The sequence below is a fragment of the Bifidobacterium sp. UTBIF-68 genome, assembly GCF_006408855.1.
In the GTDB taxonomy this organism is placed as follows: domain Bacteria; phylum Actinomycetota; class Actinomycetes; order Actinomycetales; family Bifidobacteriaceae; genus Bifidobacterium; species Bifidobacterium reuteri.
Map to the genome: position 1 here is coordinate 47161 of NZ_JFAN01000003.1, position 25310 is coordinate 72470.

A 25310-nucleotide genomic window follows, 5' to 3' on the forward strand; every position below is an offset into this window, starting at 1 on the left:
TCTGATTACAGTTCGCTTGCCAGGTATGGTTCTACGAATGCGAGGTTGCTGCCGCGTTCGAGTGAGTGGCAGTCCTGCATAGCGTATTGCCAGGTTCCTCCCAAGTGACCGGGTTGCCGTGTATGCGTCGCAGGGATTGGAGAGTCGTCGAGAACAGGTTTGGGTCCTGCGTGAAGCGATCGGCCAGTTTGATGGCACCGCTTTGTTTGTGTTGTGCGTCCAGGTTGTCAGTCCTGCCTCGGAACGCGTGTTCAAGGTTGCGGCTGACATAGAACAGACGGTATGGAATCACAGCGGTGCGACCGCCCTGCTTCTTCCTGAATCCGTCGAGTTTGAGCAGGGCGTCCACGCCGTTTCTCTTTGTCTTTCGATCCGCTATCAGGGCGTCGCGGTTCGTGGTGATGATGTCCGTCATCGAATAGTGGGTTCCATCCACTGACGGGTCCTCCCGCACTCGGTCGTCGGGCGCGAATGCCCCGTCGAGGTCGCAGATCTGGATGACATGGCCGAGCTGACCCCATGTGCGATCATGGTCCTTGAGATAATTCTCGACGAGTTCGCGCACGGTTTGCGAGGGTTTGTTCGCAGGGTAGAACCCGTTGCGCCGGTAGAACTCCTCGCGGTGATTCGGCGCGGTCAGCACGTCGCAATGAAATTCCTGACCTTGGAACAGGCGGTTCTCGATCAACGCCGAGAACGCCGGAACGAGCAGGCTGGCGTCGCTCGAGCCCTCCACGACCAGCAGGACGATCTTGCGTTTAGCCACGCTCCGCCTCCGTTCCGGCGGCATTGAGTGCGGCCAGATCGTCGTCGATGTCATCGTCCTCGTCGGGGTGGCCGGCGGCGTAGAGGCTGTTGCCGAACATGCGCGGTATGGGCGGATCATAGATGTCCGGTCCGCTCCATCCGAGCTCGCTGGCCGTCAGGTACCGTCGGCGCTGGTTGTTCGTGGAGGACTTGCGAGGGATGGTCGCGAACCGGTTGTCGGGATCGGTCACCGTCGTGCGGATGCAGCTGTTCGGCAGCACCTCCAACGCCCGCAGGTTATGGGCGGTGAACACCAATTGCCCCGCGCACCCGTCCGCCAGCTGATACAGCATGTCGCCGAGCAGCAGTTCGAATACGCCGGAGTCGAACTCGTCCACGGCGACCAGCGCGTTCTCGTCGTTGTACGCATGTTTGAGGTAGCCGAGCAGAGCGGTGATGCGTATGATGCCCTCGCTCTCGCAGCGGAAGGGCACCGTGACGTCGCCACGGCGGGAGAACAGCTCCGCGGTGACTCGATCCTCGCCGTCCTTGCCGGAAGGCGCGGTGCCGGTCTTCAGCAGGACGTGCAGGCCGGGCACGATGGTGGGCAGGATGCGGTCGAAGGACTCCACGGTCTGTCCGAGCCGTTTCGCCTGGCCGGGGGTCAGCGGATTGGGCTGCAGCAGGTCGAACGCGAACTCCGTGTTACGGCCAGCCTGGTTCTCCTCCATGATCGGGATGATCGCAAACGCGGCAAAGGAGCCACGACGGGTGGTGGATACGAAGATGTCGTTGGTCGCATAGCCGCACAGGGCCTCGCGCAGACGAACGAACTCACCGAAACGCTCGTTGATATACGTCAACGACCTGGAGGACACGCCGTTCGCCTCCCGCGCGCGGGCCACCGCCCAGTCGATCAGAAACTCGGCGTCCGGCCGATCGTCGAGCGTGGCGCACCGGGAGAACAGGAACGAGCGCCCCTCCATGTACGCGCGATCTGCGGTCCGCGAGACCACGGTCTTCACCGAAGCGATCGCTTCGATGGAACGCCACACGTAGACCGGGGTCGACACGAACCCGTCCGCCTTGGAATCCTCCATGCGATGTCCCAGCACCTCGCGGCCCAGGCGCGAGAGGTCGTCGCCGATGCGCACCGACTCGGCGACGACTCGCGCCCGCGTCGAATCCTTGTTCGCCTTGCGCATGGACACCCTGTACTCAAGATAGCTGGGCTTCTGCTTGTCCCCAATGAGGAACGTCGCCGTCACGGCCGCCGTACCGGCGCTGGCGCTGACGACATCACCGGCGGTGTCCGGCAGTATATTCCCGGACAGCAGTGCGCGCAGTATCCCGATCGCGTCGATGACTGTGGTCTTGCCCGACCCGTTTTGCCCGTAAATGCCCGTGACGCTGCCACCGGCGGGCAGATCATCGAAATCCAGGACTCCATGCGATATGTTCCTCATGTCGTCCAGAACAAGTCTTTTCAAACGACTCATCGCATTGCCATTCTCTAAAACTCATAATAATCAATTTTTAATTGAAATACATGACTATTATACGATGTGACTTGTATGCATACCGCAGCGTTTCGCAATCAGATCATAACCAGAGCGATACAACAGTCCCGATCCGCGATGAGGTGGTTCAATCGAGGCAACATCTGTCCGCCGCAGGGCCACCTGGCGCGGGGTGATGCTGATGGTGCGTTCGTGGTCCGGCGGTTTGCCGTCGGGCTTGCGGGCGTGCTTTTCTTCCAGGGACCCGGGAGGAGGCGGGTTCTGGAGTCCCCGTTTCCTCTCTTTCCCGGAGAAAAGCGCTTCTGTCGCATGAGGGAAAGGAATGGCGTTATTCCGCGGATTTGAAGTGATGGGGTGGTGGCAAGACGGTGCATAAAAAATGCCACGCCAACGCAAACTGGTAGGTGTTGCGTTGGCGTGGCGCATCTTACTGGCAGTATCACGCCCTCCACCAGGGGCGCAGCGGATACCACTTGCCGTCCGGGTGACCAACGCGATCCGGCTTGACGGCGAGGAACTGATGAATCTGGATGCCGTCGAGTTCGAAGTTCAAGGCACAGGCGGCCATGTACAGGCCCCAGACCTTGGCGCGCTCGAAGCCGACCTGCTTGACCGCGTCATCCCAGTGTTCGGAGAGGTTCTTGTTCCAGTGGTGCAGGGTCAGCGCGTAATGCTGGCGCAGGTTCTCCTGATGCACTACATTGAAGCCGGCGTCATGGATGCAGGATTCAATGAATCCTGGCGCGCCGAGGTCGCCGTCCGGGAAGATGTAGCGGTCGAGGAATTCGTCGGTGCCGGGCTTGCCGTCCGGCTTGTCGTGACTGATGGTGATCTGATGGTTGAGCAGCCGGCCCATCGGCTTGAGCAGTCGGTACATGTCCTCGAAGTAGCTCTGGTAGTTCTTGGTGCCGACGTGCTCCATCATGCCGATGGAGCAGATGCCGTCGAAATCGCGTTCGGGCACTTCGCGGTAATCCTGCACGCGGACTTCGGCGAGATGCTCCAGACCTTCGCGGCGAATCCATTCGTTGGCATAGGCGGCCTGTTCCTTGGACAGTGTGACGCCGAGCGCCTTGATGCCTCGGCGCGCGGCGGTGATGACCATCGAGCCCCAGCCGCAGCCGATGTCCAGCAAACGCTCTCCCGGCTGCAAGCCGAGCTTGTCGAGAATCAGTCGCAATTTGTTGGCCTGAGCGTCCTCGAGACTCATATTCTCGTCATCGAATACCGCGCAGGTGTAGGTCATCGAAGGGCCGAGGAAGTCGGCGTAGAACTCGTTGGACATGTCATAGTGGAAGCTGACGGTCTCCGAATCGGCTTTTTCGGTGTGGGGGAGCAGTCCATGCTTGATGCGGTCGAACTTGCTCGGGCCCTCGGTGGAGGGGACCGGAGGCTTCCTGAAACCATGGCTGAGAATGCCGGCGGATACGCGGGCTACGGACATGGGCGTGAGGGGCTTGACGTATTTGGCCAGTGAAATCAGTTGACGCATCGCCGGATACGGATCCGCATAATCGATGCCGTCGATGTCGAAGTCGCCGAGCACGTAGGCGCGCACCACGCCAATCTCATTGGGATGGGTCAACAGCTGATACATGCAGTTCGGACTGGTGATTCTGACTTTGAGATCCGCATTCGCGGGGCCGAAGTGCGAGCCGTCGAATGCATCCACACGCAACGGCGCAGCTGAATCCACGAACAGCGAGACCATCTCGGCGACGGTCATCGTTTTGCCATTTGCCATACCTACCTCATTCTCTTATGGTGATACACCCCCAACTTCGGCATTGATTCTAGTCCTCTTCCGGAACGCACAATATATTGGCTACCGGTTTTCGCGACAGGCGTTTTCCCGGTGTTTCGTTCCATGTTCTATGGCTTGTCGTGTTAGTCGCTTCCAGCGTGTTTTCAGGAATACCGATATGCGCAGAGTACAGTAGTGGATTGTTGGGCCGCTCACTGATGGAGAGGCCTGAACGCAGATGCACACCGCTCAAAAGGAGAGCAACGATGGTATATAGGATGATTTTCAACCAGACCGCATACTTCGGCCGTGGTGCCATCAAGGAAATTCCGACTGTGGCGAAGCAGCATGGCTTCACCAAGGCGTTCATCGTGACCGACCCGGTCCTGCTTGAGACTGGCACCGCCGAGAAGGTCACCAAGGTGCTGGACGAGGCTGGTCTGCCCTATGAGGTCTTCTCCAACGTGAAGCCGAACCCGCCGGTCGAATGCATCAAGGACGGCGTCGAGTAGTTCGCCGCATCCGGCGCTGACTTCCTGATCGGTCTGGGCGGCGGCTCCCCGCAGGACACCTGCAAGGGCATCGGCATCATCACCGCCAACCCGGAGTTCGCTGACGTGCTCTCCCTCGAGGGTGTGGCAGACACCAAGAACCCGTCCGTGCCGATCTTCGGTGTGCCCACCACCGCTGGCACCGCCTCCGAAACCACCATCAACTACGTGATCACCGACACCGCCAACAAGCGCAAGTTCGTGGCGGTCGACCCGCACGACATCCCGATCGTCGCCTTCGTGGACCCGGACCTGACCGACTCCATGCCGCGCGGCCTCAAGGTGGCCACCGGTCTCGACGCACTGACCCACGCCATCGAGGGGTACATCACCCCGGGTGCCTGGAGCCTGTCCGACTGCCTGTCTATGCAGACCATCCGCATGATCGCCAAGAACCTCGCGAAGTCCGCCGACGGTGACATTCCTGCCGGCGAGCAGATGGCTTACGCCTCCTACATCACCGGTATGGCCTATTCCAACGTCGGCCTCGGCCTGGTGCACGGCATGGCCCATCCGCTGGGCGGCCGCCTCGGCGTGGCCCACGGTGTGGCCAACGGCATCCTGCTGGCCCCGGTCATGGAATACAACAAGGACTTCACCGGTGAGAAGTACCGCGACATCGCCGACGCCTTCGGTGTGGAGGATGCCTACACCGGCGACCTCGAAAAGGTGCGCGAGGAGGCCGTTCAGGCCGTCCACAAGCTGACCGTGGACCTGAAGAACCCGACCACGATCTCCGAAGTTGGCGCCACCGAAGCCGACCTCGCCCCGCTGGCGCACGACGCCTTCAACGACGTGTGCACCCCGGGCAACCCGCGCAAGGCCACCGAGGAAGACATCCTCGCCATCTACAAGAGCCTGATGTGATCCGTCGATTGCCATAGTCGGCCCCATAGTCTGCGATATACGGCAACAGGCATAGTAATACGATTGAGGGGAGCTGCGGACCTATTTCCGCAGCTCCCCTCAATCTGTTTTTCGGCTGTTTTCGGCTACTTGCCGTGCTTCTCGTCGTATTCCTCGTCGGTGGGCGTCTCGTCGTAGAGCTTCTTGCCCTCGGCCTCGGCCAGCTTCATCTGCTCATTGATCCATGCGGCTTCGGCGGGATTGATATCCGCGGAATCAAGCACTTTCTGCCATACCGGATAGAACAGATGCATCACCGGATACATGGCGGTGAAGAGCACCTCCGGCTTATGCTTGCGCCAATGCTGGGGATGCGCGTTGAACGTGTTCTTGAAACGTCGCATGTAATTCAGGAACGAACCCAGCGAAGTGTCCATGCGCCGCGCGCTCATGGCCGCAATCATGCGCGGCGAATACACGGTTTTCAGATTCCTGCCCATCAGATGCAGGGAGACGTCGATATCCTCATGCATCACATCGGCTTTATCCCGGCAGACTTCGTTTGCGATCTGCTGCCAGGCGGTTGCGCGCAACGCCATATTCGAGCCGAACAGCAACGGCTGGCCGCCGTCGGCGCGGTAGATGCGCTTGCGCAGGGAATTGTCGCCGCGAAGCCCGAAGTGACGGGAAGGCATGTCATAGTACATCACAGGGCCAGTGGCACCCATTGCATCGGCGTCTTCGGTGAAAATACCGCTGACCACCTCGACCCAGTCCGGACGAATCATGCAGTCGGCGTCGAAACGGCCCAACACATCACCGGTGGCATGGTTGAACCCGTAATTGCGGGTGGGAATCAGTCCCTGCTCATCGTTCTGATGCAGCAGTTTGACAGGAGCATCCGGATGCTCGGCGATGAACTGCTCAACGATCGCACAGGTGTCGTCGGTCGAGCGATTGTCCACCACCAGCACTTCATAGGGCATGACGGTCTGCCGCGTGGCGTTCAGCAGACAGTCTCGGATACGTTCGGCTTCGTTCCACGCGGGGATGATGATCGAAACGGTAAGCATGACTCCAGAATAGAAAAGCGGGTGTACGCCACCGGGAAGAACGGCCGGACATCTCGGTCCCCGCTACAATGGGGAGCCATGAGCGAAAGCGCACGCAATGACACGACACCGGATACCGGTGCCCAGGCCTCAGGCCGTAAAGGCCCGGGTGCCCCGTCCGATACCGAAAACCGCATAGATCTCGGGTCGCTGTTCCCCGCGAAAGGCGATCCTCGCAGACCTCCCGAATGGTTCGGACGCGCCCTGCTGTATGTGGCGATGGCCATTGTGATATTCAGCTTCTGCTGGCGCTCGTGGGGCAGCATCTCGTATCTGGTGCTCGACATCATCATCTCGCTGTTCCTGGCGCTCGCCATCGAACCGCTGGTGATCGCGATGGTGAGCCATGGATGGAAACGTGGCGCGGCAACGGCGATCGGTCTGGTGGGCGTGGCCGTGATCATCGGCGTGTTGCTGACGCTGTTCGGCAGCATGTTCGTTTCCCAGGTCGTCGCCATGGTGAGCGGACTGCCCGCCATGTACGAACAGATCCGCGAGTTCCTCGGACAATACAGCACATTCAATCTTCCGGAGATCAACAGCCTTGGTTCCGAGATCATCAACAACATCCAGACTTCCTGGGTCACCGACTTCGCCGGTACCGCGATGAATACGGTGGGTGGTCTGCTGAGCTTCCTGCTCAACCTGATGACCGTGGTCATGACCACGTATTACATTTCCGCCGCCGGACCGAAGCTGCGCCGCTCGTTCTGCCGTTGGCTCGCCCCCGATACGCAGCGCCGTTTCCTGCTGGTATGGACCGTGGCGCAGGATCAGATCTCGTCCTTCCTGTTCTCCCGTTCGATTCTTGCGCTGATCAACGCGGCCTGCACCGCCATCTTCCTTGAAGTGCTGCAAGTGCCCTACTGGCTGCCGCTGGCGTTGTTCTGCGGCGTCGTCTCCCAGTTCATCCCCACCGTCGGCACCTACATCGGCGGCGCGCTGCCGGTGCTGTTCGCCTGGGGCAACCGTGGATGGACCTATGCGCTCGCCGTGTTGGTGTTCATCATCATCTACCAGCAGATCGAGAACCTCATCCTTTCGCCGAAGATCTCCCAACGCACGATGGACATCAACGCCGCGGTCGCCTTCCTGGCCGTGCTTGCGTTCGGTTCCCTGTTCGGCGCACTGGGCGCATTCCTCGCCCTGCCGGTCACCGCTTCTATCCAGGTGATCTTCCGCGCCTACACCAGACGGTATGAGCTGATCGACTCGCCGCTGATGTATGACCCGGTACCTGAGAAGAAGTCGAAGATCGTGGAGGCGTCCGAGGCGTTCGGCGAGCATGTGCTGCACCCTATCGGCGAGCATGTGCCGCGCGCCGCCAAGGGCTCCACCAAGAGGGTGCCTATGGACGACGAGCTGCGCAAGCTCCAGCAGGAGCTGTATGCCCTTGAGACGGATGGTCCGCTGCCGAAGGACGATGACGAGGATGAATCGGCCACTGTGGCGATTCCGAAGCGTGTTCTGGACGGCGAGCACAAGAAGCAGACGCTGCATGGCGCCGAGGAGCACGACACCGACGCCCCCGCCGCACCATCCGACAATCCGAGAACGGGGTGGCGCTGATGACGCTGCTTTCCGTGCTTGACGTGCTGTTGTTCATCATCGGTGGTGCCGGCATGGTGTATCAGGGCGTGTGCATCGTCATGTCGCTGTTCGCCAAACCGGTGCGCTTCCCGGATGCGCCGATGACCAACCGATATGCCGTGCTGATCTCCGCCAGGAACGAGGAGAACGTCATCGGCAATCTCATCGATTCGATTCGCGCGCAGACCTATCCCGCGGATCTCATCGATATCTGGCTGGTGGCCGACAACTGCACCGACAGGACCGCCGACGTGGTGCGCGCACGCGGATGCCACGTGCTCGAACGGCATAATATGCAGCAGATAGGCAAGGGATACGCGCTGACGTATCTGCTCGGGCACATGCTCGAAACCGGGGTGTCCGACGATTACGACGCCTATTTCGTCTTCGATGCGGACAACAGGCTCGACAAGCACTACTTCGAAGAGATGAACAAGGGCTTCAACGCCGGTTTCAAGATCCTGACCAGTTACCGCAACTCGGTGAACCTCGCCGACAACTGGGTCTCCTCCGGTTCGGCGCTCTGGTTCATCCGCGAATCGAGGTTCCTGTCCAATTCCCGCATGATCCTGGGGTCCTCCTGCCATGTGGGCGGCACTGGTTTCATGTTCTCCCGCGATGTCATGAAGCGGAACAAAGGCTGGAAATTCCATCTGCTCACCGAAGACCTCGAATTCACGATGGATTCGATTCTGCACGGCGACCGCATCGGTTACTGCGGCAATGCGATCCTGTACGATGAGCAGCCGGTCACGTTCGCGCAAAGCTGGCGTCAGCGCCTGCGCTGGAGCAAGGGATTCCTTCAGGTCTTTCGCTATTACGGGCCCGCCCTGCTCAAACGCGCGGTTCGTGAGCGTGATTTCTCCTGCATCGACTTCACGCTGATGCTGTGCCCGTTCACTGTGCTCGGTGTGATTCGCATATTGATGGGCGCGTTGTTCGCGGCCTTCGGCTTTGTCTCCTGGGCCAGCCAATTGCAGTCTCTGATCGGCTGGTCAAGCGGCATCGTGACTTCGGTGCTCGGTCTGATGGCGTTGGCCGCGCTGACCATCATCGTGGAACGTGACCAGATCGGCGCCTCCAACAAGGAGCTGCTGGCATATGTGCTGAGCTTCCCGATCTACATGCTCAGCTACGTGCCCATCTCCTTCCAGGCCATCTTCGCCAAGGCGCAGTGGAAGCCCATCACCCATAAGGGCTGAATCCCGAAGTCCGGGAGGTTCGCTGTCATGCGATCCACGGAACGACACATCGGAGGACATCAATGAGCAGAACAGGCGTGGACGGAGACGGGTCGCATGGCCGCGGCTGTATGGGCCGTCGCATCACCGTGACGATCTCGTCCATCGTCACTGTCGTCTTGTTCACCGCATACTGCATCGCGGACGTCGAGGACATGGTTCCGGGCATACTCACGTCGAAGCCTGTCTCCGCAGTAACCTTCCCGCAGACGGTCGCTGCCAGGACGGGCGACGGTCTGGTCGCCTCGGCCGATCTCGGCAGGTCCATCGACAGTGCACAGGCGCAGCGATTGGTCACTGACCTGCTTTCGGCCGATGGCGTGGGACATGATGTCTCGGTGATCATCCAAGACGCGCAAGGCCATACCGCAGCCGAGCATGCGGCGTCCACTCCCCGGGAACCGGCATCCACATTGAAGACGCTCACCGCCTTGGCCGCATCATCCACGTTGGACATGGCCTCGACGCTCGACACCCAGACATACATATCCGAAGACTCCGGCGATACGGTGGTCACGCTCAAAGGCAACGGTGACATGCTGCTTTCCGCAGGACAATCAGACCCCGACCACATCAACGGACGCGCAGGCCTGGCCACATTGGCCCAGGCGACCGCCGCAGCGCTCGCCCAACGGGGCATAGGAAGCGTGAGCCTGCATTACGATGACACGCTGTTCGGCGACAGCCGCATACCGCAGGGATTGGCTTCAGGTGATTCGGTGCAGACCGATTACACCATGTATTACACGCCGGTCTCTTCGATGGCCATCGACGGCGGCCGCCAATACGGCGACGGCTTCCCCGCGCCTGCGGACCCCGATGATTCGACGGGATATCCAGAGCTCTCGCAGCATACCGTACAGGATACGGTCACACGGTTCGCCAGGCTGCTTGCGGACAATGGCATCACGGTAACCGGCGACCCCTCCGCCTCCGCGGCTCCGGAAGGCGCGAGCCCTATCGCCTCGGTCAGTTCGGCGACCCTTGGCGAGATCCTGGCCTATACGCTGCAGCATTCCGATAACACGCTCGCCGAGGAGTTCGGACGACTGACAGCGCTCGCCGCAGGTGCCGGGAACGGTCCGGAAGTTGGCGTTCAGGCGGTGCGTTCGGCGCTGGAAAAGCTCGGCATCGATACCGCAGGACTGGCCATGGCCGATTGCTCGGGACTCTCGGATGGTTCCCGACTCACTGTGCACACGTTGGTAGCCGTCCAGCAGCGCAATCTGCATGAAGGTGTGGGAGCTGCCGCCGCCGAAGGCCTGTCGGTCGTCGGCCTGACCGGCACGGCCGCCTACCGATATACCGACGAGAAGGTGGCCGGTCTGATCCGAGTCAAAACCGGAAGCCTCGCCCATGTGACCTCCATGGCGGGCAATGTCTCGCGCCTCGACGGGGGAGTGTTGGCATTCGCCGTGGTGGTCAACAACCCGGATGATTATGAGGCCGCGCGCAATGCCATCGACGTGTTCGTCACCGGACTGGCAAGGCTGTAACGCAGAATCGGATAAGGATTCATATGGTGTATTCGGCACGACTGCGCACCGCCGTGGGCGGGGTGCGTCTGGCGCTCGCGCAGGCGGGGATTGAACGTCAATCGCCGGAATTCCTGCGCCATGGCGAGCATGAGCCTGCGGCTGATGCGCCGCTGGTGTTGGTCGCATGCTCCGGTGGACGCGATTCGATGGCGCTGGCTGCGGTAAGCCATATCGTATGTGCCTCGCTGGGATTGCGCTGCGGGGCGGTCATCATCGATCATCAGTTGCAAGACGGTTCGGATACAGTCGCCGACCAGACCGCGCGACGGTGCCACAACCTCGGTCTGGAACCGGTTCTGGTTCGCGCGGTCGAGGTCCATGACCAGGGCGAGGGACTGGAGTCCGCCGCTCGCACCGCACGCTATCAGGCACTGTGCGATACCGCGCACGAATGGGGCGCGGCCTGCGTGCTGCTGGCCCATACGATGGATGACCAGGCCGAAACCGTGCTAATCGGATTGCTGCGTGGCCATGGCATCGACATGGTGGCCGGCATGCCGCCAGCCACCATGCGTCAGGACGTCCGGTTCCTGCGGCCTCTGCTGGATGTCACACGAGCTGATACCACCGGCATCTGCGAGGATCTGTCGCTCGACTATTGGGACGATCCCACCAATGGAGAGCAGATGGATGGCCTGTTGCCGAGCGGCTATCCGTTGCGTTCGCGCATCCGCCATGACCTGATGCCGGTGCTGCGGCAGCTCGCCGGAGTGGACGTGGCACGCCACCTGTCCGCCAACGCGCGCCTGATTCGGTATGACAAGGAGTATCTCGACCGGCAGTCGGCTGCGGTCGAGGCGCAGGCGGTGCGCGTCACCCTCGATTCCTACGCTTCCCGTGATGCCACTGCACCCGATGCCGTTGCCTTTGACCCGCGGGCGCAGCAGGGGGCTGGTGCCACGGTGACCATCGATGCCAGGCTGTTGGCGGAAGAACCGCCTTCGATTCGTCTGCGCGTGATGGCACACGCGCTGAGCGAGGCGCGGATCGCTGCCAGCGCCGCGCACATCGAGGCCATCGATCGCCTGATCGTCGATTGGCATGGACAGAAAGCTGTATGTCTTCCCAGTGGATATTCAGCGAACCGCAAGAAACACGTCATTCGCGTGTGCCAAGATAGAGCGCATGCGAATCGCTGATGTTAAGGAAGAGATTGACCACGAGCTGGTCAGCAGAGCGCAGATCGACGCCAAGATTCATGAGATGGCCGCACAGGTGAGCCAGGACTACCGCGACAAGAACCCTTTGGTGGTCGCGGTGTTGAAGGGGGCCGTCAATACGCTGGTGGAGTTCACCGAAGCGTTGAGCATCCCGGTGCAGATCGACTTCATGAGCCTGTCCAGTTATGGTTCCGGTACGGAATCCACCGGCACGGTGACGGTTCGGCAGGATCTGTCCGCTGATGTTCGCGGACGGCACATCCTTATCGTGGAGGATATTATCGATTCCGGACGTACACTCGCGTGGTTGGTCGATGAGCTCAAGCGTCGTGGTGCCGCATCGGTGGAGGTGTTCGCACTGCTGAACAAGCCATCCCGCCGCGAGGTGGATGTGGAAGTGAAGTACCCGGGTTACGAAATCCCGGATGAGTTTGTTGTGGGCTTCGGCCTCGATTACGACGAACGTTACCGCAATCTCGAATCGATTGCGGTGCTGAAGCCGTCCGTGTACCAAGGAGAACAAGCATGACTTTCCCCCAGGGGCCTGGTCAGGGCAACGGGAACAACCCCAATAACAACCGCAATAACGGCAATCCGTTCACCAACCCGTTCAACCGGGGCAACGGCAATGACAGTCGCGGCAAGAACGGCAACGGCAACGAGAACCGGCCGGTCTGGCAGTCGCCGTGGCTGTGGGGTGCCGTGCTCGTGGTCATGGCCGTGCTGATGTTCCAGATGTTCACCACCGGCGCCACCAAGACCATCGACACCAAGGATGGCTTCGCGCTGATCAAGCAGGGCAAAGCCACCTACGCCGAAATCACCGATAACAAGCAAGTGGTGCGCCTGGAGCTGAAGGACGACTTCTCCAAGAAGAACCCGGACACCGGCAAGGTCACCAACTACGGCAAGGACGTGCAGTTCTACTACACCTTCGCCCAAGGTGCGCAGGTGGCCAAGGCCGTGGAGGACGGCGACCTCGAGAAGGGCTGGACCTCCAACATCGAGCAGACCAGCATGCTCAGCTATCTGGTGACCTCCATCCTGCCGTTCATCATCTTCTTCGCGTTGTTCTGGTGGCTGATGAGCCGCATGGGCGGTGCCGGCGGCATGCTCGGCATGGGTGGCAAGAAGAACAACGGCAAGCTGCTCGAAGGCCAGACGCCCACCACGAAGTTCTCCGACGTGGCCGGTGAGGATGAGGCGCTCGCCGAAGTCGAGGAGATCAAGGACTTCCTGAAGGATCCCTCCAAGTACAAGGCATTGGGTGCGCGCATCCCGCGCGGTGTGCTGCTGTACGGCCCTCCCGGAACCGGTAAGACACTGCTCGCGCGCGCCATCGCCGGCGAGGCCGGTGTGCCGTTCTACTCCATGGCGGGTTCCGACTTCGTCGAGATGTTCGTCGGTCTGGGTGCATCCCGCGTGCGTGACCTGTTCGATGAGGCCAAGAAGAACGCCCCCGCCATCATCTTCATCGATGAGATCGACGCCGTGGGCCGCAAGCGTGGCTCCGGCATGGGCGGCGGGCATGACGAGCGCGAACAGACCTTGAACCAGCTGCTGGTGGAGATGGATGGTTTCGACAACGACACCAACCTTATTATCATCGCCGCCACCAACCGTCCCGATGTGCTTGACCCGGCTCTGCTGCGTCCTGGCCGATTCGACCGTCAGGTGGGCGTGGCCGCTCCCGATCTGGAAGGCCGTGAGGCGATCCTCAAGGTTCATGCCAAGGGCAAGCCGTTCGTGCCGGACGTGGATCTGCATATGGTGGCCGTGCGCACGCCCGGCTTCACCGGTGCCGATCTGGCCAACGTGCTCAACGAGGCTGCGCTGCTGTGCGCCCGGGCCGGTGCCCAGCTCATTGACAACCGAGCCATCGATGAGGCCATCGACCGCGTGCAGGCCGGTCCGCGTCGCAAGTCCAAGGGCATGGCCCTTGAGGAGTTGCGCAACACCGCATACCATGAGGGCGGTCATGCGCTGGTCGCCGCCGCGCTGCGCAACACCGACCCGGTGACCAAGGTGACCATTCTCCCGCGCGGCCGTGCACTCGGATACACCGCCGTGATGCCGACATCCGACCGTTATTCGCAGTCGCGCAACCAGCTGCTTGACCAGATGGCGTACGCGATGGGCGGTCGTACCGCTGAGGAGATCGTCTTCCATGATCCCACCACCGGTGCCTCCAACGACATCGAGAAAGCCACGAAGATCGCCCGCACGATGGTGGTCGAATACGGCTTCTCCGATAAGCTTGGCGCCATCAAGTGGGCCGATGATGACGACCAGACCACGGTGATGGATGGTCTGTCGCCGCGCAAGTACTCCGATCGCACCGCCGAGGTGATTGACGACGAGGTGCTGAAGCTGGTGGAGACCGCGCACACCGAGGCGTGGAACATCATCAACGACAACCGTGACATCCTCGATGAGCTGGTTCGCCAGCTTCTGGTCAAGGAGACGCTCAACGAGAAGGAGTTGGCTCAGATCTTCGCCCCGATCAAGAAGGCTCCGGAACGTCAGGTGTGGCTGTCCAACGATCGCCGCCCGGATTCCGACAAGCCTCCGGTGGAGATTCCGGAAAGCCTGAAGCGTTCGGTCGGCATGAAGCCCGAAGAGCAGTGAGCCTTGGCCTGCTGACTTGACGTATTCCATGAAAAGCCCGCAGTCTTATCTGTCTTGCACGATAGGCTGTGGGCTTGTTCATTGGCGTTGTCCATTACGATGAATGGGATGGAGAGGAAATGACCGAGGAATCGACAGGTGCCGATCGCGTCGCCCAGTATGACGAGGAAGGTGTGCGCGAGGCTGTCCGCCTGTTCCTGAAATCCATTGGCGAGGATCCCGACCGTGAAGGTCTTCGCGAAACGCCGGATCGTATAGCCCGTGCCGGACGCGAACTGTTCTCCGGCTTGGGCGCCTCGCCGGCCGATGTGCTGGAAAAGCATTTCGACGTGGACACCGACGAACTGGTGCTGGTCAAAGACATCGAACTGTATTCCGTATGCGAGCATCATCTGCTGCCATTCCACGGTGTTGCCCACGTGGGCTACATTCCAGCCAAAGACGGCGTCATGGGACTCAGCAAACTGGCGCGTCTGGTCGAGGTGTACGCCCGTCGTCCACAGGTGCAGGAGCGTCTTACGCAACAGATCGCAGACGCCTTGGTGGAGTATGCCGGTGCGCGTGGCGTGATCGTGGTCACCGAATGCGAGCATCTGTGCATGTCTATGCGCGGCATCAAGAAATCCTCCGCGCGCACGGTGACTTCCGCGGTGCGCGGATTGCTGCGCAATCCCGCCACCCGTGCGGAAGCCATGAGCCTCATCTTGGATAAATAACCGGAGGCATAATTGGATAAATAAGTCTTGTATATGATTGGTTCGTCACATAGAGGGGGACATATGACTGATCTGCAGGCATTGCATGACGCGCCATCCACCATGGTGATGGGCGTGCTCAATATCACCGAGGATTCTTTCTCGGACGGAGGCCTCTGGCTCGACCCCGACAAAGCCGCCCAGCACGGCCGCGACATGATGGCGGCCGGTGCCGACATCATCGACATCGGGGCCGAATCCACCCGTCCAGGAGCCAAACGAGTCAGCGAAGAGGATGAGCATCGTCGTATCACCGGTGCAGTCAGCGCATTGATTCCCGCCGGTGCCGTACTGTCCATCGACACCACGCGCGCATCGGTGGCGGCTGCGGCGCTGGAAGGCGGGGCGCAGATCATCAATGATGTCTCAGGCGGCACATTGGATGCCGAACTGCCGCATGTGGTGGCCGACCATGACTGCCTCTACATCGTGCAGCACTGGCGTGGTTGGCTCGCCGGTTCCAAAGGCGCCAATCCCGATCAGGACACGTCCGTGTACGAGCACGGTGTGCTCATCGACGTGCATGACGAGCTGATGCGTCAGGTCGATGCCGTGCTGGATGCCGGAGTCAAGACTGAACGCATCATCATCGATCCGGGTCTGGGATTCTCCAAGCCGGGCATCGAACATAACCTGCCGCTACTGACCGGATTGAAACTGTTCCGCGCTGCGGGATATCCGGTGCTTATCGGCCAGTCACGCAAGCGTTTCATTTCCGCCATGCTCGCCGATGCCGGCATCAGCGAGCCCTCCATGGAACAGCGTGACGATGTAACCGCCGCCCTTTCGGCATTGAGCGCGGAACATGGTGCATGGGCCGTGCGCGTCCATGACGTGGCGAAAAGCCGTGCCGCCGTCATAGCGGGCAATACCTGGCGCCAATACCTATAAGCTGTAAGCCCTTCCGACTCCTCTGAAGAGTGACGTACACGCTCTCGGCTCCCTCTCTGAGCGGGTTGCCATGTGCGAGGTTCATCCTTCTTCTGGCACCCCTCTCCGAGGGGCTGTTAGCCAGGTTCGTTCCTCCTCTGGTTCCTCTTTCCGAGAGGCAGTCATCAACGTTCGTTCCTCTTCTGGCTCCCCTCTCTGAGGGGAGCTGTCAGCAACGCTGACTGAGGGGAGTCATCACATCACAACGAAAGACCTCCAATGGACACCATCACCCTTACCGGCGTACACGCCAATGGCACCCACGGCGTGCTCCCCTTCGAGCACGAACGCCCACAGACCTTCATCGTGGACGCCACCTTGCACCTCGATCTCGCGGCGGCCGGCGCATCCGATGATCTGCAGGACACCATCGATTATGGACGTGTCGCCAAAGACATTGTCGCAATCATCGAAGGCGAGCATGTGGATCTTATCGAACGTCTGGCGCAGCGCATCGCCGACCGTGTGCTCGCCGACGCTCCGGCAGTAAAGGTCATCGACATCACCGTGCACAAGCCGCACGCGCCCATTGTCGTGGCATTCCAGGATGTATCGGTATCCATCACACGTGTGCGGGACGAGCATGGCCGTGCCGTGCCGGTGTCGGCGACCGAGTCCGCTCAGAGTGGACCGCGATCCGACGCCGGGTCCAAGCCGAGTGCTGATGCGGGCACATCATCCCCGGTCAGCAGCCGCGGCGCAGCCATCCATCATGCCGTAGTGGCATTGGGTGGCAACCTCGGCAATGTGGAATCCACGCTGCGCGCCGCCGTGCGCGAGATCGACGGACTTGCCGGCACACAGGTGACCGGTATTTCGCCGTTGTATCGCACCGCCGCATGGGGCATGGCGGACGGCGCCCCGGACTTTCTCAACGCGGTCGTGGAATTGGAGACCACAATGGGCGCACATGACCTGCTGGATGAGTTGCAGGACATCGAGCGTGCACATGGACGCAATCGCGAACAGCATTGGGATTCACGCCCTCTGGATCTCGACATCATCGATTTCGACGGCGTGTGCAACGCCGATCCCGATCTGTCGCTGCCCCATCCACGCGCATGGCAGCGCGCCTTCGTGTTGGCGCCTTGGGTGTCGCTGAACCCATCTGCGCGCCTTGCCGGCGCACATGAAGGGCTGGTCCGTGATCTTCTGGCTGCGGCTCCTGACCGGGATGCCGTACGTCTCGCGTCGGAGGATTGGATGCTGGGCGGTCATGCCGCCGACGTTGAGGCTGGCGATGATGCGATGCGCCCGCACGATTCTTCGCCGGCCAAGACGGCGGCAAAGCCCTCGCTGGCTTCGGCGGAACCCGCACCTGTCTCCCGTAAGGCGGTCATTTCGTTGGATTCCACGTCACAGGATGCCGAACACCTGTTCCGTGAGGCGATTGTGTCCATCGACAGCATCCCCGGCAACCAGGTGCAGGGCATCTCCCCGCTGTATCACGTGTCGCATTTCGATGGGCCGGATGCGCTGAGCGCGGTCATCCAAGTGGAGACCAAGCTGCCCGCCGCCGACCTGATCACGGCGCTGGGCAGCGTCGAAGCCCTGCACGAGGGGAGCGTCGATCTGGATCTGATTGATATGGAGGGTGTCGCCTCGGATGATCCAGACTGCTGTGTGCCCTGGCCCTCCGCCAGAACCCATGCCTCGGTGCTGGCACCGTGGATGGACATGGATCCCGAAGCCACATTGGGCACCGAACCGGTATCGTTCCTGCTGGCCATGGCACCGGATGCCGGACAGGTGGGCATGCTGTCCGACCATTGGATCATGGCGGCCGAGTAGTGGCTGCCGTTATGCTGCTTAGGCGACCCTCGGCACTGTATCGCCTATTCGTCAGCCTGCGGCTGCGGCACCTCGCCGGGGGGCCGTAGGCTCTGCGAAACAGAGCTGCAAGGTGCGGGGATTGCGGCTGGATGCGTGGCGGTACTGCGGTTGATGGCAATATATGAATGATTGTGGTACTTGAGCTAAGGAGGTGGCGCGTGAAGGTACGCCGAACGCCATGGTGGCAGTATGTGATTGGTGCCGTTCTGGGGCTGCTCGCCGGGATGGGACTGGCCTTATATGGCGAACAATCGGGTCTTTCCCTGATTGGCACGCCTTGGGTGGTGGCCGGATTGCTGGCCGTGTTGGGATTGGTCGTGCTGGTTCTGGCGCTTCAGGTGCACAAATACGCGAACACCGATCCCAAGAAGCGCCCGCACAGTTTCATCAACCCCACCGTCGCGGTGAATACCCTGGTGCTGGCCAAGGCGCTCGGCCTCGCCGGCGCCGCTCTCGCCGGATGGTATGTGGGACAGATCTTGATGAGCGTCAGTCACATCGAAGCGCCGTTCTACCATGACGCTATCATCCAGTGCGCGGTGACGGCGGTGGTCTGCGTCGCCGACATGATCATCGGCATCATAGGCGAGTGGCTATGCCAATTGCCGCCGAATGAGGGGCCTGAGAATCCCAAACTCGCCGAGGCGAAACGTCGTCAAGAGGTGGCCAAGGCGTATCGGGAGCAGTAGCCGTTCCCGATACGCCCCCGGCTTCGGCTGTGTTGCACTGCTGCTTATTGCCGCGGTACGCGGACCATGGCCTCCTGTGCGATTACGGCGACCAGATCTCCGCTTTGCGAATACACCTTGGCGTTGCCGAGACCGCGCCCGTGTGCCGCGATGGGCGTATCCTGCACATACAAATGCCACTCATTGATGTCGAGATCGCGATACCACCACATCGAATGATCGATAGAGGCATAGGAAATGCCCGGCGTGGAGATCGACAGACCGGCGCGACGCAGCACCGGTTCCATCATGAGCTGGTCGCAGCCGATGGCCAGCAGCGCGCGATGCATCACCTGCGGCACATCGACATGCCCATCGACTTTCATCCACACCATCTGCTTGCCGGAATCATGCGCGGCGGATTTCTTGTCGGCCTGAAGCATCACCGTGGGAGTGATGTGACGGATGTCGAATGGTGATTTTTCCGCATAATAGCTGGCGAATGGGGACTTTTCGGCAAATGGCTGCATCAGCTCCTTGGCTGAGGTCAGCGATTCCGGATCAGGCAGATCATCCGGCATCGGATCGGAGAATTCCACACCCTGCTGACCGGTTTCCTGGAAGGATGCTATGGCGGTGAGAATCGACCCTTCCGCCTGCGTGACATTGACGCGGCGGGCGGAGAAGGAGCGACCGTCGCGCAGGTTCTCCACATCGAACAGCAGATCCTGCCGGATGTCTCCTGCGGTGATGAAATAACCATGAATCGAGTTCGGCAGTCGGGAGGCCGAGACGGTTTTGGATGCGGCGATGACCGACTGGGCGATGACTTGGCCGCCATAGACTCGGCCGGTGGGGAAGTACATGCTTTCGCCGTTGATGTACGTGTGGTTGCGGTAGGCGGAAGGCTCTCCAAGTCTCAGCACCTTCACCAAATGATTCAATGGGGTAACGGTGTTTGTCTGAGCCATGGGCGCCTCGATTCATACGACGATTGTTCGATACTGGTAGGCAGTCTACCGATTGAGAGTTAAGAGAGTGTGCAGGGGAATGTAAAAAGCCTATGAGGAAAGTAAACGTTCGATGAGGTATGGTCATGTTTCATGATGCGGTTCTGAGAGTGGACATGTCTCACGTCGGTGCCAATCACTCTGGCCCCCTCTGATGAGGGGGCTGTCAGCGAAGCTGACTGGGGGGAGAGACAAAACCAAGTTGACTATCCCTCAGTTGGTTTTGCGGAAACAATACAAAAGCCGCCACCGCAAAGCGATGACGGCTTGGATGTGCCAACCAAACGATGAATCAGCCGCGCACGAGCTTCTTGTGCAGGCGGTGCGGGCGGGCCGCGTCCTCGCCGAGGCGAGCCACGCGGTTCTCCTGGTAGGCCTGGAAGTTGCCCTCGAACCAGTACCACTTGGCCGGGTTCTCGTCATCGCCCTCCCACGCGAGGATGTGCGTGGCGACACGGTCGAGGAACCAACGGTCGTGGGAAATCACCACGGCGCAGCCCGGGAAGCCGAGCAGAGCGTTTTCGAGGCTTTCCAGCGTCTCGACGTCCAGATCGTTGGTGGGCTCGTCGAGGAGCAGCAGGTTGCCGCCCTGCTTCAGGGTCAGGGCGAGGTTCAGACGGTTGCGCTCGCCACCGGAGAGCACGCCGGTGAGCTTCTGCTGGTCGGAGCCCTTGAAGCCGAAGCTCGCCACATAGGCGCGGGTCGGCACTTCGACGCCGGCCACCTCGATGAAGTCAAGACCGCCGGAGACCGCCTCCCACAGGTTCTTGTTCGGGTCGAGGCCTTCACGGTTCTGATCGACGTAGCTGATCTTGACGGTGTCGCCGATCTTCAGCTCGCCGCTGGTGAGCGGCTCGAGGCCGACGATGGTCTTGAACAGCGTGGACTTGCCCACGCCGTTCGGGCCGATCACGCCGACGATGCCGTTGCGCGGCAGCGTAAAGCTGAGGTCGTCGATGAGCACGCGCTCGCCGAACGCCTTGTGGATGTGCTTGGCCTCGAGCACCAGCGAGCCCAGACGCGGGCCTGCCGGAATCTGGATCTCGGAGAAGTCCAGCTTCTTGTTGTTGCGTGCCTCCTGCTCCATCTGGTCGTAACGCTCAAGACGGGCCTTGTTCTTGGCCTGACGGGCCTTGGGGGAGGAGCGCACCCAGTCGAGCTCGTCCTTGAGGCGCTTGGCGAGCTTGGCGTCCTTGGCGCCCTGGATCTCCATACGCTTGGCCTTGGTCTCCAGATACGTGGAGTAGTTGCCCTTGTACGGGTACAGGTGGCCGCGGTCGACCTCGCAGATCCATTCGGCAACGTTGTCCATGAAGTAACGGTCGTGGGTGACGGCGATGACGGCACCCTTGTACTGGTGCAGGAACTGCTCCAGCCACAGAATGGACTCGGCGTCCAGGTGGTTGGTGGGCTCGTCGAGCAGCAGCAGGTCCGGGGCTTCGAGCAGCAGCTTGCACAAGGCCACGCGACGGCGCTCGCCACCGGAGCACACGTTGACCGGGGTGTCCGGGTCGGGGCACTGCAGGGCGTCCATCGCCTGCTCGAGCTGGGAGTCGAGATCCCAGCCATTGGCGGCGTCGATCTCGGTCTGGAGCTTGCCCATCTCGTCCATCAGGGCGTCGAAATCGGCGTCCGGATTGGCCATCTCCTCGCCGATCTCGTTGAAGCGGGCCACCTTCTCCGCGATCGGGCCGAACGCCATCTTGATGTTCTCGCCCACGGTCTTGGTGTCATCCAGCGGCGGCTCCTGCTGCAGAATGCCAACCGTGAAGCCCGGGGTGAGGGTGGCCTCGCCGTTGGAGACATGCTCGATGCCGGCCATGATCTTCAGGAGCGTGGACTTACCCATGCCGTTGGGGCCCACCACGCCGATCTTGGCACCGGGCAGGAAGCTCAGGGTCACGTCGTCGAGGATCACACGATCGCCGAAGGCCTTGCGCGCCTTGATCATTTGGAACACGAATTCTGCCATGGATGCAGTTACTCCTTACAAAGTTTGGAATTCCGCCGTTTCTTTGGTTCGTGCATGGTGCCAGTTGCCGCTCGTCGTGCTCATTGCCGTCGCGTTGCCGGAGTACGCCGCCCGATGCGAAACATGTCCGCATAGCGGTCGAATCCATGCCAAACCACCGCCCACCATGGTAACGGAAGGGCTGGAATGGCGCGGCTGGCAGTGGGTTGCGTGTGACATCTTGTGTGTGGTCAGGGTCATCGAACGAGACGCCGTAGGGCTTCAGGCGGCGGTGTCGTCGGCGTGCCTGCGGGGGAGATGACTGCCACGGCTGCGGCATCATTCTGAGCGACAAGGATTGCTCCAGCGAGAGGTCGCCTCAGGGGATCATCCGCTCATGCAACGGGAGATTCCCCTTGCAGCAGCAGATTGCGGATGGGGCATACATTGATGCCGTGGTCGATGTACGGGCTGTCGATTCGCATGGCAACCGTGCGGTTCGTTTCCGGAACGTTCAGCAATGTGCCGACCGATCGTAGATGCCTCGCGAACCTGTCATGGTACATGCGCCCGGATTTGATCTCGATGAGTTCCGGCTTGGTTTGGGAATGCGTGCAGTCGATGAGATCTACCTCGATTTTGCTGTCGTCGCGGTAGAAGTATAATTCGGGGGTTTTCAACGCGTTGTAGTATCTCTTGACGGTTTCTGATATTACGAGGTTCTCGATAATTTCCCCCAAGAGCGGATGTTCCTGAAGGTCCTGTACGGTTTCGATGCGCAGCAGGTAACAGAGCAGGCCGGTGTCGTGGAAGTACAGCTTCGGCGTTTTGGTCAGCCGTTTGTTCAGATTGCCGAAGTATGGCGGCAAGCTGAACGTGATGTAGCTTGATTCGAGGATCGACATCCATGATTTGACGGTGCGGTAGGTGGCGCCGAGCTCATTGGCGAGGGAGGTGGCTTTGATCAGCCCTCCGACGTGCTGGGCGCAGAGGCGGAGAAACGTGCGGAACGTGGTGATATTGCGTACGTCGAGATAGTCGGTGACGTCGCGTTCGATATAGCTGTTGATATAGCTTTCGAAGAAGATGCTGCGCGGTATGTGCGCGGCATGCAGATGAGGGTAGCCGCCGTCGAGGATGAACTCCTCGATTGTGAGCTCGGGGTGCGCCGTGAGCGCTTCCGCATACGAAAGCGGCAGCAGTTTCAGCACGCCGACCCTGCCGGCCAGCGATTGCTTGATTTGCTTGAGCAGCAGGAAGTTTTGCGAGCCTGACAGGATGAATTGGCCGGGTCGTTTCGTCTCGTCGGAAACCACCTGCAGCACAGAGAATAGGTCCGGTGCGTATTGCGCCTCGTCGATGATCAGATGTGTGGAACGATTCCTGACGAAGCTGATCGGGTCGACGTTTGCCTGGTTGCGCAGTTCGAGATCCTCCAGATTGAGATATGAATAATCCGCGAAAGCGTTTTCGACGAGCGTTGACTTCCCGCTTTGACGTGGGCCGGTGACGGAGACGATCGGAAACCAAGTGGCGGAGCGCCGCGCCTGTTCGGTGAGCAGTCTTGGGATCATGGGCGGCTCCTTATCTACAACCTGCAGCCAGAACTGTGTTTTTTACCACAACATTGCTCTACATAATACCATAATATTGCTGTAGTGATTGCCATAGCATTGCTGTAGTCGATGCCAAAAGTCTGCTTTAGTGTTTGCTGCATCTCTGCGGAGCGGCCGATAGGACGGCTTATGGCGCGGTTTGACGAAGTGCGCGCTCGCGCAGGCGGGCATCGCCGTTGTGGACGAGCTGTTCCTGCCGTTGGTGCGGTATTACGAAGCTCAGGGCAGCGATGCGATGGAGTGACGAGTAGCCGGAGTGAGAGCGGAAACGATACTGGCGAAACGGGGATGATGCATGGGGCCGATCGGACAGACGGAAACGTTGAAGCGGAGGTCGGCGGTCATTTTCGGGTCGGTTGGGGGTGTAATCGGCGCGATTCCCGCTGATGCGCGTCGGGAACCGCTACTTGACCTGGCGGCCGCGATCGCGAATGAATAGCGAGGCGACGAGGCAGGCCGCGCACACAATCGCGACGTCGCGGAACGAGGCGCGCATGCCGAGGGTGGAGGCGGCGGCCTCATCCATGCCGGATCGGACGGCGCTCGCGGCGTGCGTGTTCATGATGGTGATGAGCAGGGCGATGGCCATCGCTCCCGAGGTTTGGCGCATCGTGTTGTTCATCGCGGTGCCATGGGGAATGCGCGTGCCGGGCAATTGGTTCAGCGCGGCGGTGACCAGCGGCATCGAGCTGAACGCGGAGCCGGCCAGCAGCACCGTGAAGTACAGCGCCGGCTGCCAGACCGGCGTGTGCTCGTTCATTGTGGCGAGAAGCACTGCGGCCACGGTGAGCAGGGTGAAGCCAATCAGGGCGATCGGGCGGCCCCCGATGCGGTCGTAGAGGCGGCCGGCGACCGGATTGAGCAGACCCATCACAATGCCGCCGGGCATCATGATCAGACCTGATTCGAGCGCGTTGACGCCGAGGTCGTTCTGCAGGTACAGCGGCAGCACGTTCTCGATGCCGATGAACGAGGCGAAGCCGATCACCGACACGGTAAGACACAGCGAGAACATCGGCAATGCGAAGATGCGGAAGTCGAGCATCGGCTGGTCAAGCCTGAGCTGGCGTACGATGAGCAGCACAAGTCCCACCACGCCGACCACCAACGATACCAGCACTGTAACGCTCGCCCATCCGGCCTTGCCCGCGTCGGAGAAGCCGAACAGTACGCCGCCGAATCCGAGCGTCGACAGCACCACGGAGAGCACGTCGATATGCGGGTGCGTCGGCTCGCCCACGTTGTACACGGTGAACCATGCAGCCACGAGCACGACGCCGGCGATGGCGACCAGAATGGCGAACATCCAGCGCCAGCTGAGCCATTCGATGAGCAGGCCGGAGACGGTGGGGCCGAGAGCGGGAGCGAAGGCGATGACCATGCCGAACATGCCCATGGCCTGACCGCGTCGTTCGGGCGGGTAGACTCGGAACAGCACGGTCTGCAGCAGCGTCATGAGCACGCCGGCGCCGCACGCCTGCAGGATGCGCCCGGCCATCAGCAAGGCGAAGCTTGGCGCCAGCGCGCAGGCCAGCGAGCCGACGAAGAACATGCCCATCGCATAGCCGAACAATTGACGTGTGGTGAACGTCTCAATCAGGAACGCGGTGATCGGGATCATGATGCCGTTGGTGAGCATGAACCCGGTGGTGAGCCACTGCACGGTGCTGTTGGGCACGGCGAACTCGCGCATCAGGGTGGGCAGTGCGGAGATCATCAGCGTCTGGTTGAGCACGGCGGCGAACGAGCCGATCATCAACGTGACGATCATTGCTGTGGTGTTATTGGAATGATGCTGTACGTCGTGTTGAGCTGAAGCCATGTGTTGCTCGTCGTTCCTTGTCCTGTGCGGTTACGAAGCCAGTGAGTT

Annotated in this window: 17 protein-coding genes and 3 pseudogenes; 12 read left to right on the plus strand and 8 right to left on the minus strand. The window is 60.8% G+C overall.

Annotated features, from left to right (window positions below; translation table 11 throughout):
* Positions 1–31: 31 nt before the first annotated feature.
* The 3 genes from BW14_RS00620 to BW14_RS00630 form a co-directional block, all read right to left on the minus strand.
* A complete protein-coding gene (locus tag BW14_RS00620) occupies positions 32–766 on the minus strand; it encodes a hypothetical protein (RefSeq protein ID WP_223847941.1) in 735 nt (244 codons plus the stop codon).
* Positions 759–2246: an AAA family ATPase gene (locus BW14_RS00625; protein ID WP_140489076.1), complete on the minus strand. Its 1488-nt coding sequence runs from the start codon at positions 2244–2246 to the stop codon at positions 759–761. The genes BW14_RS00620 and BW14_RS00625 overlap by 8 nt, the downstream gene beginning before the upstream one ends.
* A 460-nt stretch (positions 2247–2706) precedes the next feature.
* Positions 2707–4011 carry a class I SAM-dependent methyltransferase gene (locus BW14_RS00630; RefSeq protein WP_140464653.1) on the minus strand — a complete coding sequence of 435 codons (1305 nt, stop codon included), beginning with the start codon at positions 4009–4011 and terminating at the stop codon, positions 2707–2709.
* A gap of 266 nt (positions 4012–4277) precedes the next feature.
* Between BW14_RS00630 and fucO the strand changes: the two are divergent.
* A pseudogene (gene fucO, locus BW14_RS00635) lies at positions 4278–5429 on the plus strand (lactaldehyde reductase).
* A 125-nt stretch (positions 5430–5554) separates the two neighbouring features.
* Here the strand turns inward: fucO and BW14_RS00640 are convergent.
* On the minus strand, positions 5555–6481 hold the full coding sequence (locus tag BW14_RS00640; RefSeq protein WP_044089011.1) for a glycosyltransferase family 2 protein: 927 nt from the start codon (positions 6479–6481) through the stop codon (positions 5555–5557).
* 78 nt (positions 6482–6559) lie between these two features.
* Between BW14_RS00640 and BW14_RS00645 the strand changes: the two genes are divergently transcribed.
* The 11 genes and pseudogenes from BW14_RS00645 (at position 6560) to BW14_RS00690 (ending at position 18884) form a co-directional block, all read left to right on the plus strand.
* Positions 6560–8089 (plus strand): AI-2E family transporter, encoded by a 1530-nt coding sequence (locus BW14_RS00645; RefSeq protein WP_140489077.1) that lies wholly within the window; start codon positions 6560–6562, stop codon positions 8087–8089.
* Positions 8089–9312 (plus strand): glycosyltransferase family 2 protein, encoded by a 1224-nt coding sequence (locus BW14_RS00650; protein WP_044089014.1) that lies wholly within the window; start codon positions 8089–8091, stop codon positions 9310–9312. Before BW14_RS00645 ends, BW14_RS00650 begins: the two co-directional genes overlap by 1 nt.
* 62 nt (positions 9313–9374) lie before the next feature.
* Entirely contained in the window at positions 9375–10847 is a 1473-nt protein-coding gene (locus tag BW14_RS00655; protein WP_140489078.1) for a D-alanyl-D-alanine carboxypeptidase/D-alanyl-D-alanine-endopeptidase, read from the plus strand.
* A 23-nt stretch (positions 10848–10870) separates the two neighbouring features.
* Positions 10871–12028, plus strand: coding sequence for a tRNA lysidine(34) synthetase TilS (tilS, locus tag BW14_RS00660; RefSeq protein WP_140489079.1), 1158 nt, complete (start codon positions 10871–10873; stop codon positions 12026–12028).
* Entirely contained in the window at positions 12015–12578 is a 564-nt protein-coding gene (gene hpt / locus BW14_RS00665) for a hypoxanthine phosphoribosyltransferase (RefSeq protein WP_044089018.1), read from the plus strand. Before tilS ends, hpt begins: the two co-directional genes overlap by 14 nt.
* On the plus strand, positions 12575–14677 hold the full coding sequence (gene ftsH, locus BW14_RS00670; protein WP_140489080.1) for an ATP-dependent zinc metalloprotease FtsH: 2103 nt from the start codon (positions 12575–12577) through the stop codon (positions 14675–14677). The genes hpt and ftsH overlap by 4 nt, the downstream gene beginning before the upstream one ends.
* 119 nt (positions 14678–14796) lie before the next feature.
* On the plus strand, positions 14797–15393 hold the full coding sequence (gene folE / locus BW14_RS00675) for a GTP cyclohydrolase I FolE (protein WP_044089020.1): 597 nt from the start codon (positions 14797–14799) through the stop codon (positions 15391–15393).
* Positions 15394–15456: 63 nt separating this feature from the next.
* Entirely contained in the window at positions 15457–16323 is an 867-nt protein-coding gene (gene folP / locus BW14_RS00680; RefSeq protein WP_140489081.1) for a dihydropteroate synthase, read from the plus strand.
* Positions 16324–16581: 258 nt separating this feature from the next.
* Positions 16582–16938 (plus strand): annotated as a pseudogene (gene folB, locus BW14_RS12470) (dihydroneopterin aldolase); the annotation flags it as partial.
* Between the two features lie 126 nt (positions 16939–17064).
* A pseudogene (gene folK / locus BW14_RS00685) lies at positions 17065–18153 on the plus strand (2-amino-4-hydroxy-6-hydroxymethyldihydropteridine diphosphokinase); the annotation flags it as partial.
* 200 nt (positions 18154–18353) lie between these two features.
* Positions 18354–18884 carry a DUF3180 domain-containing protein gene (locus BW14_RS00690; protein ID WP_140489083.1) on the plus strand — a complete coding sequence of 177 codons (531 nt, stop codon included), beginning with the start codon at positions 18354–18356 and terminating at the stop codon, positions 18882–18884.
* A 44-nt stretch (positions 18885–18928) separates the two neighbouring features.
* Here BW14_RS00690 and BW14_RS00695 read toward each other — a convergent pair whose 3' ends face one another.
* The 4 genes from BW14_RS00695 to BW14_RS00710 all read right to left on the minus strand — a co-directional run bounded on the left by BW14_RS00695 (position 18929) and on the right by BW14_RS00710 (position 25262).
* A complete protein-coding gene (locus tag BW14_RS00695) occupies positions 18929–19834 on the minus strand; it encodes an acyl-CoA thioesterase II (RefSeq protein WP_140489084.1) in 906 nt (301 codons plus the stop codon).
* 331 nt (positions 19835–20165) lie between these two features.
* Complete coding sequence (gene ettA / locus BW14_RS00700) at positions 20166–21845, minus strand: energy-dependent translational throttle protein EttA (protein ID WP_140489085.1); 1680 nt, start codon at positions 21843–21845, stop codon at positions 20166–20168.
* 374 nt (positions 21846–22219) lie between these two features.
* Positions 22220–23398 carry an ATP-binding protein gene (locus BW14_RS00705; RefSeq protein WP_140489086.1) on the minus strand — a complete coding sequence of 393 codons (1179 nt, stop codon included), beginning with the start codon at positions 23396–23398 and terminating at the stop codon, positions 22220–22222.
* Between the two features lie 445 nt (positions 23399–23843).
* On the minus strand, positions 23844–25262 hold the full coding sequence (locus BW14_RS00710) for an MDR family MFS transporter (RefSeq protein ID WP_140489087.1): 1419 nt from the start codon (positions 25260–25262) through the stop codon (positions 23844–23846).
* Positions 25263–25310: the final 48 nt, after the last annotated feature.

Bases quoted from the DNA above. Each gene is read 5' to 3' on its own strand.
- hpt (WP_044089018.1), top strand. From the start codon at position 12,015: ATGCGAATCGCTGATGTTAAGGAAGAGATTGACCACGAGCTGGTCAGC.
- BW14_RS00625 (WP_140489076.1), bottom strand. From the start codon at position 2,246: ATGAGTCGTTTGAAAAGACTTGTTCTGGACGACATGAGGAACATATCG.
- BW14_RS00640 (WP_044089011.1), bottom strand. From the start codon at position 6,481: ATGCTTACCGTTTCGATCATCATCCCCGCGTGGAACGAAGCCGAACGT.
- BW14_RS00655 (WP_140489078.1), top strand. From the start codon at position 9,375: ATGAGCAGAACAGGCGTGGACGGAGACGGGTCGCATGGCCGCGGCTGT.
- BW14_RS00630 (WP_140464653.1), bottom strand. From the start codon at position 4,011: ATGGCAAATGGCAAAACGATGACCGTCGCCGAGATGGTCTCGCTGTTC.
- BW14_RS00695 (WP_140489084.1), bottom strand. From the start codon at position 19,834: ATGGCTCAGACAAACACCGTTACCCCATTGAATCATTTGGTGAAGGTG.
- BW14_RS00650 (WP_044089014.1), top strand. From the start codon at position 8,089: ATGACGCTGCTTTCCGTGCTTGACGTGCTGTTGTTCATCATCGGTGGT.
- folP (WP_140489081.1), top strand. From the start codon at position 15,457: ATGACTGATCTGCAGGCATTGCATGACGCGCCATCCACCATGGTGATG.
- BW14_RS00710 (WP_140489087.1), bottom strand. From the start codon at position 25,262: ATGGCTTCAGCTCAACACGACGTACAGCATCATTCCAATAACACCACA.
- ftsH (WP_140489080.1), top strand. From the start codon at position 12,575: ATGACTTTCCCCCAGGGGCCTGGTCAGGGCAACGGGAACAACCCCAAT.
- BW14_RS00705 (WP_140489086.1), bottom strand. From the start codon at position 23,398: ATGATCCCAAGACTGCTCACCGAACAGGCGCGGCGCTCCGCCACTTGG.
- folE (WP_044089020.1), top strand. From the start codon at position 14,797: ATGACCGAGGAATCGACAGGTGCCGATCGCGTCGCCCAGTATGACGAG.
- BW14_RS00645 (WP_140489077.1), top strand. From the start codon at position 6,560: ATGAGCGAAAGCGCACGCAATGACACGACACCGGATACCGGTGCCCAG.
- ettA (WP_140489085.1), bottom strand. From the start codon at position 21,845: ATGGCAGAATTCGTGTTCCAAATGATCAAGGCGCGCAAGGCCTTCGGC.
- tilS (WP_140489079.1), top strand. From the start codon at position 10,871: ATGGTGTATTCGGCACGACTGCGCACCGCCGTGGGCGGGGTGCGTCTG.